Origin of the sequence: Aeromonas popoffii, from assembly GCF_000820025.1 — a bacterium.
GTDB lineage: Bacteria > Pseudomonadota > Gammaproteobacteria > Enterobacterales > Aeromonadaceae > Aeromonas > Aeromonas popoffii.
Genome location: NZ_CDBI01000070.1, coordinates 16,154 through 28,899, shown reverse-complemented (window position 1 = coordinate 28,899; position 12,746 = coordinate 16,154). Strand labels below are relative to the sequence as shown.

8 protein-coding genes, 2 tRNA genes and 2 pseudogenes are annotated in these 12,746 nt (G+C 58.0%); 4 read left to right on the top strand and 8 right to left on the bottom strand.

What is annotated here, in order from left to right; all coding sequences use genetic code 11:
* Nucleotides 1-29: 29 nt before the first annotated feature.
* From BN1129_RS14745 to BN1129_RS14720, 6 genes are all read right to left on the bottom strand, one after another.
* Nucleotides 30-1,022 carry an ABC transporter ATP-binding protein gene (locus BN1129_RS14745; protein WP_042037473.1) on the bottom strand — a complete coding sequence of 331 codons (993 nt, stop codon included), beginning with the start codon at nucleotides 1,020-1,022 and terminating at the stop codon, nucleotides 30-32.
* 11 nt (nucleotides 1,023-1,033) lie between these two features.
* A complete protein-coding gene (locus tag BN1129_RS14740) occupies nucleotides 1,034-2,053 on the bottom strand; it encodes an ABC transporter ATP-binding protein (RefSeq protein ID WP_042037472.1) in 1,020 nt (339 codons plus the stop codon).
* The gene (locus BN1129_RS14735; protein ID WP_042037542.1) at nucleotides 2,050-2,970 is read right to left on the bottom strand and encodes an ABC transporter permease; all 921 of its coding nucleotides are present in this window, start codon (nucleotides 2,968-2,970) and stop codon (nucleotides 2,050-2,052) included. The genes BN1129_RS14740 and BN1129_RS14735 overlap by 4 nt, the downstream gene beginning before the upstream one ends.
* Nucleotides 2,971-3,016: 46 nt before the next feature.
* Complete coding sequence (locus tag BN1129_RS14730; RefSeq protein ID WP_042037471.1) at nucleotides 3,017-4,000, bottom strand: ABC transporter permease; 984 nt, start codon at nucleotides 3,998-4,000, stop codon at nucleotides 3,017-3,019.
* 119 nt (nucleotides 4,001-4,119) lie between these two features.
* Complete coding sequence (locus tag BN1129_RS14725; protein ID WP_042037470.1) at nucleotides 4,120-5,805, bottom strand: ABC transporter substrate-binding protein; 1,686 nt, start codon at nucleotides 5,803-5,805, stop codon at nucleotides 4,120-4,122.
* A 416-nt stretch (nucleotides 5,806-6,221) separates the two neighbouring features.
* On the bottom strand, nucleotides 6,222-9,659 hold the full coding sequence (locus BN1129_RS14720; protein ID WP_042037469.1) for an ATP-binding protein: 3,438 nt from the start codon (nucleotides 9,657-9,659) through the stop codon (nucleotides 6,222-6,224).
* Between the two features lie 248 nt (nucleotides 9,660-9,907).
* On the opposite strand from BN1129_RS14720, the gene BN1129_RS14715 reads away from it, so the two are divergent.
* Nucleotides 9,908-9,983 (top strand) — tRNA-Gly (locus tag BN1129_RS14715).
* Nucleotides 9,984-10,040: 57 nt separating this feature from the next.
* A tRNA-Cys gene (locus tag BN1129_RS14710) sits at nucleotides 10,041-10,114 on the top strand.
* A gap of 83 nt (nucleotides 10,115-10,197) precedes the next feature.
* On the opposite strand, the gene BN1129_RS14705 is transcribed toward BN1129_RS14710, so the two are convergent.
* Nucleotides 10,198-10,491, bottom strand: coding sequence for a hypothetical protein (locus tag BN1129_RS14705; RefSeq protein WP_042037467.1), 294 nt, complete (start codon nucleotides 10,489-10,491; stop codon nucleotides 10,198-10,200).
* Nucleotides 10,492-10,706: 215 nt separating this feature from the next.
* On the opposite strand from BN1129_RS14705, the gene BN1129_RS14700 reads away from it, so the two are divergent.
* Nucleotides 10,707-10,907 carry a YbfA family protein gene (locus BN1129_RS14700; protein ID WP_042037465.1) on the top strand — a complete coding sequence of 67 codons (201 nt, stop codon included), beginning with the start codon at nucleotides 10,707-10,709 and terminating at the stop codon, nucleotides 10,905-10,907.
* Nucleotides 10,908-10,992: 85 nt separating this feature from the next.
* On the opposite strand, the pseudogene BN1129_RS23495 reads toward BN1129_RS14700, so the two are convergent.
* Nucleotides 10,993-11,184 (bottom strand): annotated as a pseudogene (locus BN1129_RS23495) (IS5/IS1182 family transposase); the annotation flags it as partial.
* A 204-nt stretch (nucleotides 11,185-11,388) separates the two neighbouring features.
* Here BN1129_RS23495 and BN1129_RS14695 point away from each other — a divergent pair.
* A pseudogene (locus BN1129_RS14695) lies at nucleotides 11,389-12,607 on the top strand (IS256 family transposase).
* Nucleotides 12,608-12,746: the final 139 nt, after the last annotated feature.

Genomic DNA, 12,746 nt, shown 5'->3' with positions numbered 1-12,746 from the left:
GTGCTGTCCGGCCGGTCTAAGGCTCACCCTCACTCGTAGAGGTAGCAGCGCACGAAGTGATTGTCGGCCAGCCTGGTGATGGCAGGCAGGCTCTCCTTGCAGCGGGGCATCGCCTGATTGCAGCGCCCGGCAAAGGGGCAACCGCAGGACTCCGGTGTCCAGAGCGGGATCTCCCCCTTGCGGCCACCCTCCAGCTCGGCGTGGATGCTCTTCTCGGGGTCGGGTACCGCCGAGATGAGCAGCTGGGTGTAGGGGTGCTGCGGGTGGTGCAGGATCTCGTCCACCTCGCCCCACTCCACCATGTGGCCCACGTACATCACCGCCAGATCTTCCGCCACATAGCGGGCGGTGGCGATGTCGTGGGTGATGTAGAGCATGGAGACCCCCAGTTCGTTCTTCATCTGTTCCATCAGGTTGAGGATGCCGATGCGAATGGAGACGTCGAGCATGGAGGTCGGCTCGTCCGCCAGTACCACTTGCGCCTCTACCGCCAGATTGCGGGCGATGTTGACCCGCTGGCGCTGGCCGCCAGAGAGCTGGTGGGGGTACTTGGCTGCGGTCGCCTTGGCGGGAGTGAGGCCGACTTTCTCCAGCAGGGCATGGACCATGTCGGGCAGCTCTTTTTTGTCGATCACCTTGCTGTGCAGCAGCAGGGGGCGGGCGATGTGGTGATAGATGGTGTGGGTCGGGTTGAGAGAACCGAACGGATCTTGCCACACCATCTGCACGCTCTGGCGATAGTCCAGCAGGGCAGTGCCCTTGTTGAACTCCTCCAGATCCCGGCCGCGATAGAGAATGCGCCCGGCACTGAGCTTGTACATCTTGGCGATGATCTTGGCGATGGTGCTCTTGCCGGAGCCCGACTCCCCGACCACTGCCAGGGCGCGGCCCCGGTGCAGGTTGAAGGTGATGTCGGAGAGTGCCCGCATCTTGCCACTCTTGATGGCATTGGAGTTGATGGGGAAGTCCTTGTAGAGATGCTGGACTTCGATGATGGGGGCATCGGTGTTGGCGATTTGCATGACAGACATCCTTAACAGCCAGCGGCCTTGTCCAGATAGATCACGGAATCTTGTTGCAGCCCCTGCTCTTCATAGAGGTGGCAGGCGGTCTGTTGCCCGGGGCGGATCTCGGTGAGGACTGTGTACTCCTGACGGCAGCGCGCGTGCACCTTGCCGCAACGGGCCTGAAAGCGGCAGCCGACCGGCACCTCCAGCAGGTTGAGCGGGGTGCCCGGGATCCCCTCCAGCACGGTTTTCGGTCCGTGCAGGGGCGGGAAGGAGTTGCCGAGCCCCTTGGTATAGGGGTGCAGTGGCGCAGTCAAAATAGCTTTGGAGGGGGCGACCTCTATCAGTTCACCGGCATACATGATGCCGATGCGATCGCAGAATTCCACCATCAAGGAGAGGTCGTGGGTGATGAACAGAATGGAGAAGTTGAACTGCTCTTTCAGGGCGTAGACCTTCTGCAAAATCTCCCGTTGCACCACCACATCGAGCGCCGTGGTGGGCTCATCCATGATCAGCAGCTCGGGGTTGAGCGCCATGGCGATGGCGATCACCAGCCGCTGGCGCATGCCGCCGGAGAACTGGTGCGGGTAATCCTTGAGCCGGCTCGGGTGTATGTCGACTATCTCCAGCAGCACCTGGGCGCGCTTGATCGCATCAACGCGGGTCATGCCGTGGTTGTGGGCCAGCAGCACGTCGCAGAACTGCTCCTCCATCCGCAGCACCGGGTTCAAGGCGTTCATGGCGGACTGGAACACCACCGAGACCTGTTGCCAGCGGTAGGAGCGCAGCCGCTCCTCGTTGTAGTGGAGGATGTTCTCCCCCTTGAACAGGATCTCGCCACCGCTGATGTAAGCGGGCGGCTTGTGCAGTCGGGCCACCGAGAAGGCGACGGTGGACTTGCCGCAGCCCGACTCGCCGGCGAGACCGAAGATCTCGCCCTGTCTGATATCGAAGCTCACCGAGTTGACGGCGCGCACGTCGCCATTTTCGGTGATGTAGTCGACGCAAAGATTGCGTACTGACAGCAGGGGATGCTTGTTCATGCTGTCTTCTCCTGAGCTGCACAGAGCGGTGTTGCGGCCGGTGTGGCAAGTTTCTTCCAGCGGTTGAGCCCTTTGTGGGAGCGCAGCTGCGGGTTGGCTATCTCGTCGATGGCGAAGTTGAGCAGAGCCAGGCCCGCACCCAGGGTGGCGATGGCGAAGCAGGGGGCCAGGATCTCCCACCAGGCGCCCACCATGATGGCGCTGGAGGTCTGGGCGTTGTAGAGCATGATGCCCCAGCTCACCACGGTCGGGTCGCCGAGCCCGAGGAACTCCAGGGTCGCTTCGGTGACGATGGCGTAGATGATGGAGCCGATAAAGCTCACCCCTATGATGGAGATGAGGTTGGGCAGTATCTCCACCAGAATGATGCGCCAGGCCGGCTCCCCCAGCACTTCGGCGGCGATGACGAACTCTTTTTCGCGCAGGGCCAGGGTCTGGGCACGGATGACCCGCGCGCCATAGGCCCAGGAGGTCAAGCCTATTATCACGGCAATCACAGTCGGCGACGCCTCCCCGATAAAGCTCGCCAATACCAGTAGCAAGGGGAGGTTGGGGATCACCAGCACCACGTTCATCAGGAAGGTGAGGCACTCATCCACCAGACCGCCGAAGTAACCGGCGGTGATGCCGATGGCGACCGCCAGGGTACAGACCAGCAGACCCGCGCTGAAGCCGACCAACAGCGAGATACGGGCGCCATTGGTGAACTGGGCCCAGATATCGTGGCCCATGCGGGTGGACCCCATCACGAACTCGGCACTGGGCGGCTGGTGGGGGCGAGCCACCCGTTTGGTCGGCTCGTTGCTGGCCAGGATCGGGGCAAAGATGGCCATCAGCATGAAGGCAACCACGATGGCGAGGCCACAGGCGGCTTTGCGGTTGCCCAACAAGATCTTGAGGATGGTGGGCATACGCATCTTGTTGTCCGGTAACAGCATGTTGAGCATGGTTGGCATATGCATCTTATTTGCCTCCTTTACGCAGACGGGGATCCAGGAAGACGTAGAGCATGTCGGCCAGGAAGTTGAAGCTGAGCATGGTGATGGTCATGATGAGCAGCTGCCCCTGAATGAGCGGATAGTCGCGGGCCAGTATGCCCTGATAGAGGGTCAGACCCAGGCCGGGATAGTTGAAGATCACCTCTGTGATGAGGGAGCCGCCGATGACGAACCCGAGCGCCATGGAGAGGGCGGTGACGCTCGGCAGTATGGCGTTGCGGGCGCCGTAGTTGAAGATCACCCGGTTGCTGGAGAGTCCCTTGGCCTTGGCCATGGTGATGTAATCCTCCCCCAGCAGGTTGATCATGTTGTTGCGCATGGTGATGAGAAAGCCCCCCACCTGCACCATGGACAGCGTCAGCACCGGCATGATGGCGTGGGTCAGGATGCTCTTGATGTGCTCCCAGCCCCAGTCAGCCGGAATTTCCGGGCTGTAGGCGTAGCCGATGGGCAGCCACTCCAGGCTGACCCCGAAGAGGAACAGGGCGAGCAGGGAGACCACCACCGGCGGGATGGCCTGCATCACTAGCGTGAGCGGGGAGAGAATGCTGTCCATCCGGCCGCCGCGATGCCAGGCGGCGAAGATGCCGACGATGGAACCGATGGAGAAGCTCAGTATGGTGGAGGTGCCCACCAGAAACAGGGTCCAGCCGATGGCGCGGCCCAGCACGTCAGAGACCTGCTGCGGGTAGAAACGCACCGAGGTGCCGAGATCCCAGGTGAAGACACTCTTCACATAGGTGAGAAATTGGGTGCCGATGGGGCCGTCGACAAAACCGAAGGTGGCCTTGAGGGCCTCCAGGGCGGCGGGTTCCATCATGGCGCCAGCGCGGGCAAACATGACGGAGACAGGATCCCCAGGCATGGCTCGGGGTAGCAGGAAGTTAATGGTGGCGGCGACCAGGAAGGCGACCAGATAGAAGGAGAAACGTCTCAGTATAAATCCCATGGTAAACCCTTTTACTGCAAGCCTGCCCCGCGTCGGGCAAAGCTCCCCCAACCCCGTACGATCCGGGGGGATGGAAGAGATGGCGGGGAAAATGGCCCCCCGCAGGGGGCCGGGATTGTTTAGCTGTTGGGCTTGAGAGACAACACGTGCAGCAGACGCTCAGGGGTGTCCGGGTGGAGCTGAGGTTTGGCTACCGGGTTATCAGCGCTGAACCAGCCGTGGAAACGCTTGGTACTGTATTCGTACCAGGTCGGGTTGTTGAAGACCGGAATGATGGTCTGGTTGGCGCCAACACGATCCTGGATGGCGAACATGATCTCCTTCTGCCTGGCCGCATCGGCGGTCTGGGTGAAGTCGTCGATCAGCTTGTCGAGCTCGGGATCCTTGTAGCGGGGCGCTGCAAAGCGGTTGCCACGCTCGCCCATGTTGCGGGAGTGGAACGCGGTCTCGAAGTACTTGTGCGGGTTGGCTCCGGCAAAGTAGCCCTGCAGCGCCACATCAAAGTCGCCAGTGATGAGGTTCTCGGTCCAGACGGTCGCTTCCGGGGTGGCGGTCTTGGCGTTCAGACCGAGGGCCTGCAAGCCTTCGACCCCGATTTGGGCAGTGTTGACCCAGTCGGTCCAGCCGTTCGGTACCAGCACCTTGAACGTGATTTTCTGGCAGGTCGGAGTGTCGAGGAATTTGTCGCCGTCACAGTCCTTGTAGCCGGCCTGTTTCAGCAGGGCCTTGGCACCTTCCAGATCGAACTTGTTGAACTGGCCGTATTTCTTCTCGACTTCCGGGTTGTCCCAGGAGGCGAACGCCTTGCCGAGGCCTGATGGATATTCGTTGACGGTGGGGTAGCCGTAGCCGGCGATGTCCACCATGGACTGTCTGTCCATCGCCATGGAGAAGGCGCGGCGGAAGTTGATGTCGTTGAACGCTTCGTGGTTGCCGGGATGCTTGGTCTGGAAGTTGACGTTGAATGCCACGGTACCGGAGGCCGGGAACCAGTACTTGTTGTTCTTCGGATCGTTGCCGACGTAGAGGCGCTCGATGTCAGGCACGAAGGAGCCGAACCAGTCCACGTCACCCTTCATCACGGCGGCCAGCACCTGATCGTTGGTGGCCATCTGCGGCATGCGCAGGCAGTCGATGGCGAGGTTGGCGGTATCCCAGTAGTGCGGGTTGCGGCACTGGGTGTAGAGCTGGGCTGAGAAGTTGTCCACCTCGGTGAAAGGACCGGTACCGACCGGCTTGTCGTTGGTGAAGGCCACCGGATCTTTCACCGATTTCCACTGGTGCTCGGGAACGATAGGCACCAGTACCAGGTCATTCACCACGTTGGTGTTGACCTCGGTCAGCTCGAACTTGACCTTGTTGGGGGCCAGCTTTTCGATGCTCTTGATCTGGGTCCAGATAGAGCGCTCATCCAGCGCCTTGTTGGCCTTGACCAGATTGAAGGAGAAGAGGATGTCATCGGCGGTAAAGGGCTGACCGTCAGACCACTTGACCCCGTCACGCAGATCGAAGGTGACAGATTTCAGGTCATCGCTGAACGCAAAGTGGGTGGCCAGACGATAGACGGGTTTACCCCCCTGCATATCGTTGAATATCACCAAGGGTTCATAGATGAAGTGACGGGTAGTGTGCAACAGGCCAGCTTGCAGGAAGGGGTTGAAGTTCTTGACCCAGGCGGTTTCCTGCTGTGCGACCATGGTCAGCACGGTTTTGTTGTCTGCGGCCATGGCGTTGCTGGCAGCCCCTGCAAGCATCATGGTTCCCAACAGGACAGCAGTAGAGATTTTGGATACTTTGGCAAGCATATGTTTTCCTTTCTTATTTTTTGGCATTCCTGATGGATTCGCCTTGTTTTGTGTGAGCACCGACGTCGCATGCTGAGGAGATCGGCCCTCGGTGTTGGTCAGGTGTCTAACCTTTGTCGTTCTGTTTTCCAACGCCCTTAGCAAACCAGATTTAACAGGAAAACAACAACTATTGATTTCGTTGTTTTCGTAAAAATCAACGGCGTTACGTCAAACTCGTCAAAACGCCTTTTTATCTGTTTTAAATCATTGCTTTGCATTATTTACTTTCGCGCAAGAAGTGGTTACAAGAATGGTGTATATGACAAATTTGTGAATTAGATCTGCTCTCTGTTTTAAGGCTGTGCGGGGCTTTTTTTTGCGCCAAAAGAAACCAGATTGCCAATTGTGATCTGGCGCCCATTTGGCACTATTAATCACGCTTTGCGGTTGGCGAGTTGACGCAGGGTCTGGGCGCTGTGTTGCAACTGTTGACGCTGCTTGTCATGGAGCGGGCAGTGGCCAAGCACATACTCTGTGGTGGCCACTACCGTCTTCCAGCGCGGTGATTTGGGCAGGGTATCCAGGCTCAGGTACTTGTCGAGGGTGCGGGTCTGCGGGCTGGATCTGTCCATATAGACCCGCCACAACTTGCTCTTCTCCGCCAATACGATTTTGCCCTTGCCCGTACTCTGCTGCCAGGCATTCAGGGTGAGCTGCATGGTCTCTACCAGTGCCCGGCGCAGCGGTTCGTCATCTTGCTGGCGAATGAGGTCATCGGCCAGCGAGCGGAACTCGCCGCCAAGGCGGCTCAGCTCGCCCAGCAGCTGACCGTCCTCTATGATGGCCTGGCGTGACAAGCTCTTGAGGGCGTTCTCCAGCGCCATCACCCGGTTCTCATCTTGACGTGGCTCAGTGCTGAGGGTTAGGGCGAAGGCGGCCCGGTTCCCCAGATTGATGGGCAGGGCGCGGGCATTGAGCTCGTCCTTCAACCCGGCCACCAGAAACGCCAGGCGCAGCTCCTGGCCAGCCTTCAGATCGGGCCACTGGGTTGCCAGCGGGCTTGCCAGCCACTCGTCCAGCGACCGACCCTTCATGGTTTCCGGCTCCTGGCCCAGCAAGCGGGCCAGCACCCGGGAGGCAAACAGCACAGTGCCCTGATCGTCGATGAAGACCATGGGATCACCCCCTTCGCCGAGCAGGGCCAGCAGCCGCTGCTGATCCTGATGCAACTGCTCCTGCAGGGTCAGGCGGTGCTCGATCTCCTGTTTCAGCAGCCGGTTTTCCACCAGCGAGGCGCGGCCCGCTTTGGCTTCCAGCAGTGCCTTGACCCGGGCAAACAGTTCCTCCTTGCAGAAGGGCTTGACCAGATAGTCGTTGGCGCCGGCCCCGAAGCCTTCCTCAATATCCTTGGGCTGGTTGAGGGCGGTGAGCAGCAGTACCGGCAGCATATCCTTGGGGTGCTGCTCGCGCAGGCGGCGGCAGACGTCAAACCCCGACAGGGTCGGCATCATCACATCGAGCAGAATGAGGTCGACCGGCTCCTCGGCCAGCTTGGCCAGCGCATCGTGGCCGTCACTGCTGGGCAGGATGCGGTAGCCGCAGGGTTGCAGCAGGTGGCGCAGGATGTGGAGGTTGATGGGCTCATCATCCACCACCAGAATGAGCGGCGCACCCTCGGGGGGAGGGGGCAGATCGTCACTCTCCCAGTCCGGCAGGATCAGCGGTTGCTGGCGCACCAGCTGATGCTCGATCTGACGGCTGCCCTGGGTCAGATTGGCGGCTTTGCCGCTGGCAAGGGGCAGGGTAAAGGCAAAGGTGGAACCGACGCTTGGCTCGCTCTCGACGAACAGCTCACCCCCCATCAGGTGCACCAGCTGGCGGGTGATGGAGAGGCCGAGGCCAGCCCCCTGCTTGCTTACCTCGGGGCTGATCTGCACCAGCGGCTCGAAGATATGTTCCAGATGCTCTTTGGCGATGCCGATGCCGGTGTCGATCACCTTGATGCGCAGGAAGCTGTTTTCAACGCTGGCACTGAGCACCACCTTGCCCTGCGGCGTGTACTTGATGGCGTTGCCCACCAGGTTGTAGAGCACCTGTTCGAGCCGCTGCTCGTCGGCCAGTACGGGGGGCAGTTCGGCCGGGCTGATATCTACCAGGGTAAGGGGTTTGGCCTGCACCAGATGCTGGCAGAGATCCAGCACCAGCCGGATGACCCCTTTGGAGGAGACCGGCTGGGGTTGGATCTCCAGCTGGCCGTAGCGCATCTGGTGGTAGTCGAGCAGATCGTCCACCAGACGGGCCAGACCGTCGGCACTCTTGATGATGAGGCCGAGCTGCTTTTGTTGTCCTTCGGTCAAGTCCTGCTGGCTGGCGAGCATGGACTCGGCCATCCCCTTGATGCCGTGAATGGGAGTGCGAAGCTCGTGGGAGGTATTGGCCAGCAGTTCATCTTTGAGCTTGTCCGCCTGTTGCAGGCTGAGGTTCTGCTTGTGGGTCAGTTTGACCTGCTGCTGCAGCTCCTGGGTCTGCTGTTCAATCAGCTCAATCTTCTCTTTCACCGAGCGTTGCATGTGACGAAACGCCTGGGCCAGCCGGTCTATGTCGTCGTCTGTGCGGGGGATAGTGATGGGGTGATCCAGGGCGCCATCGGCCACCTGCTCGGCGGCGGCGGTGAGAGCGCGTAGCGGGGCTGTGATGGAGTGGGAGAGCCAGCGCGAGAACAGGATCAGCAGCAGCAGGGAGCCAGCCCCCAGCAGGATCACCAGCGTCTCCAGCTGACGGATGGGGCGATAGGCCTCGCTGGTGGAGATCTCGGCGATGAAGGCCCACTCGGTGTCGAACACCTTCACCTGGGTGTAGGCGGCCAGCACCTCGTCATCCTGATAGGAGCGAAACAGCCCGACGCCCTGCTCACCGGAGAGGGTCTTGACCACCAGCGGGGTCTGCAGAGGTCTGAAATCGGGGCTGAAGCTGTTCTCCACGCTGAACTGTGGCGCCAGCCAGGCATTGGCACGCATCCGCTTGTCGGGGCCGACCAGGATGGTCTCGCCGGTCTCGCCGAGGCCTTCCCGTTCCGCCATGATCTGGTTGAGCTTGTCTGGCAGCAACTCGAAGATCACCACGCCGCGCACATAGTCGTATTGCATCACGGGGGCGGCCATGTAGGCGACCACCTGGCCGGTCAACTCGTTGCGGCCAAAGTCGGTGAATTCGAAGATCTGCTGCGGCTTCTGGCCGCCATCGAGGCGACGCTTGATCTTGGCGAAGGTGCTGCCAAGGCCGCTTGCCTGATAGGGGCCCGAGAGCAGATTGGTAGCAAAGTTAGGGTGCTTGGTGACCGAATAGACCACGTCACCGTTGAGATCAACCAGAAAAATGTCGCTGTAGTTGGATTTGCGCACCATGTCGGCATAGCCGCGATGAAAGCGCTGGTGCACCCGGCCATACATCTCGTCCGCCAGGATCAGCGCGCTGATGGAGGGCTCTATGTCGGCCTGGTCGTCGGGTTTTTGCAACTGATCCCAGGAGCCGGGAACATAGCGAGCCTGGGCGCGAGCGCGGGCCTCCTGTGGCGTGATGCCGAGTTTCTCGAAGGCGCCGGTGAAGCCATAAAAGCGGCCGATACTGTTGCCGGCAAAATCCTGCTGGGAGAAGTTGATGATCTGTTCTTTGAGGTTGCCGAAGTAATCCTCCAGCTGGCTCTTCTTGATGTTACGCACCGACACCAGATGGTTGGAGGTCTGGGTGGTGAGATCTTTGCCGTGGCTGTAGAGGAAGAAGAGGGTGACGACCAGGAAGGGCACCAGACCCAACATGAAAAAAGCCAGCATTAGCTGCGGCCTGAGCCCACGTGGCTTGAAGATCCATTTCATCGTGTGATTTTCAATTGAGAATCCAGTTACTAAGCGGCTCAAGTCTCTGACTAAAGACTAATCATTTCAATGGCTTTATCTTAAATTCGCCTGTGGGGTCACAGCCTGATGTGGTTTTTTTGGCCAAGCCGTTTAAACCCTGAGCAAACAGCACAGGCAAGGGCTAAAAGTGCGAAAAAAGGGTTGTGCCTGCGCTGGGGGTACGTATAATGCGCCTCGTTGTCAGGTAACTGGCACGCGGCAGTAAAGCGGGAATAGCTCAGTTGGTAGAGCACGACCTTGCCAAGGTCGGGGTCGCGAGTTCGAGTCTCGTTTCCCGCTCCAATTTCTCATAGCACCAACTATGAGTATCACTTTCAAGGCAATCAGCCTTGTCAGCATGGCGCGTTAGCAAAGCGGTTATGCAGCGGATTGCAAATCCGTTTAGTCCGGTTCGACTCCGGAACGTGCCTCCATAACCTTTCTGATAAGCATCATACCAGAGCCAACAGTCCACACATTCATGTGTGCATTTCTGTTTCCCGCTATTCGAGCTTTCTCAATATCCCTGCTGTGTCAGCAAGGGTTCGCAACCCTGTTGTTGCCACTCCCGTTCCAGATAGCGATTGACCTCTACCAGGTCCTGTCCCCGGAATTGAAACTGTACCTCGGCCGAATGCTCGGTCAGCTCCATCATCTTTTGTTTCAACTGGCCGCATTGCCACAGGCTGATGGTTGGAGCCCCCTTGTAGGCCAACTCTATGCTGTCGTTTTGATTAAGTCGCCAATCCTGCCACTCCGACCAAAGCAACAGGCCCAACACCCCTATGATTGCCACTTCTGCAGGTTTCATCGCACAGACTCCATGTTGACTACCAACGCATTAAATCTGGTCAAACGGCACCGCTTTGCCAGATTTTGTTGCTTATAAGTTATTTGATGTAACCTAATTTCATTTAGTGGCTTTTTGTGAACTTTTTTGCGAAAAAACGCGGTTTTTGGGTGTGGTAATTCTACAGGTTGTGGGGTAGTCTTTGTTCGGTGGTCTTACCAGTAAGGAGTGTTATCATGTTTCATCCCTATTCCCTGACTCAGATAATTCTTCGTCGCGTCTATGCGCTGCTGGTGGGTATTCTGGCTTTCCCCGTGATGCTGTTTCGCAGTGATCGCGCCCGTTTCTACAGCTATCTGCACCGCATCTGGAGCAAGACCAGCACCAAGCCGGTGTGGCTCAAGATGAGCGAGCGTGGCGAGCGGATCTTCTACTAAGCTCGGCTTCAAACAAAAAAGGCAGCTCGGCTGCCTTTTTTCATTTATAAAAAATTGAAATAAAAGGTTTTATTGTATGTGTCGTCCCCTTTGAGGAGTGCCGATAGGCCACCTTCAGCGGGTGTGCCCAACTATAGTCGGGGGCACGCAATGGCACAGTCATCAACCCGAGCAGGGGGGCGGGTGGGTCTTTGGTGGTGCGCAGAGTGAGGCTGCACATCCCCTTGAGCATCAGGAAGGTACAGATAGTCTGGTCGGTATAGAGCGGACTGCGGCCATAATGCCAGTCAGTTAAGCACTTTTATGACTTAATATTCGAAATTTTGAATGGCAGGGACGGTGCTATGGCTACAGCGTCAATGTGGCTGAAACCTTTGCCCTGATTGGCATCCAATAAAAAGAGGGAGGCATCATGCCTCCCGAGCCTGTAAAAAATCTGTGTAAGTGGCATCCTGACCAACCTGTTGAAAGGAACAACAGAATGCCAATACCAGACAATCTCATCGACCAGTTGCTCGAGGGCTGCATCAACCCCGAAGATATTCTCGGCGAAAGTGGTTTTGACCAAGCGTATCGCCGAGCGCGTCCTCGATGCGGAAATGGACACCCATCTCGGCTATGCCAAGCACGCACCCCAAGGCAAGAACACCGGCAACTATCGCAATGGCAAGAGTGCCAAGACCGTTCGCTCGGTGCACGGTGACATCGAACTTGAGGTGCCCCGTGATCGCAATAGCACCTTCGAGCCACAACGGGCCAAAAAGGGCGGGCGGCAGTTGCAGGGTTTTGATGACCGCATTGTCTCCCTCTATGCTCGCGGCATGTCCACCCGCGATATCCAGGCTCACTTTGCCGAAGTCTATGGTGTAGAGGTTTCAGCCACCTTCATCTCGCAGGTCACCAATGCTGTCATGGAGGAAGTGACCGCCTGGCAGAGTCCATGGTTTATCTGGATGCGCTGGTCGTGCGTAGCCGTGCCTTTGAGGCGGTGCAGCACAAGACCGTTTATCTGGCGCTGGGCGTCAATATGGATGGCGAGAAAGAGCGCTTGGGGTTGTGGATGGCACAAACCGAAGGGGCCAAGTTCTGGCTATCGGTGATGACAGAGTTGAAAAACAGAGGTGTACAGGACATCCTGATTTCCTGCGTTGATGGGCTGAAGGGTTCCCGGCAGCCATTGAAGCTATCTATCCGCAGACCCAAGTACAGCTCTGAATCATACATCAGGTGCGCCACTCGCTGCGTTATGTCAGCTGGAAGCAGCGTAAGGAATTGGCTGGCGACTTACGTCTGATTTACAGTGCTGCCATCCTGTCGCAGGCTGAGCAGGAGCTGGTTGCCTTTGGTGCAAAATGGGATGAGGAACATCCCGGCATCAGTCGCTCCTGGGTGAATAACTGGGAACGACTGAGCGTATTTTTTGACTATCCACCGCAAATTCGGAAGGTGATATACACCACCAACGCGATAGAGTCGCTCAATGCCTCACTGCGCAAGTTAACCAAGATCCGGCGGTCATTTCCGACCGACAAGTCAGTCCGAAGGTGCTGTATTTGGCGTTGCATCAGATAGGTAAAAAATGGACCATGCTGATACGGGACAAAAAGCAGGCGATGAGCCAAAGTATGATCCTGTTCGACGAGCGGCTAGAGCAGTCACTAACAGCCACTTACACAGAAAATTTACAATATCTCACTTGACTAGCAAGTTGTACGAAGATACCAGCCAGACCCTGAACACCAACCTGACTTTCGACAAGAAGTTTACGGATAAGAAGAAGGCCGCAGCGATGCGACACAGATACCATCGCTGCAAGCTAATCAATATTGGGGTCCACTC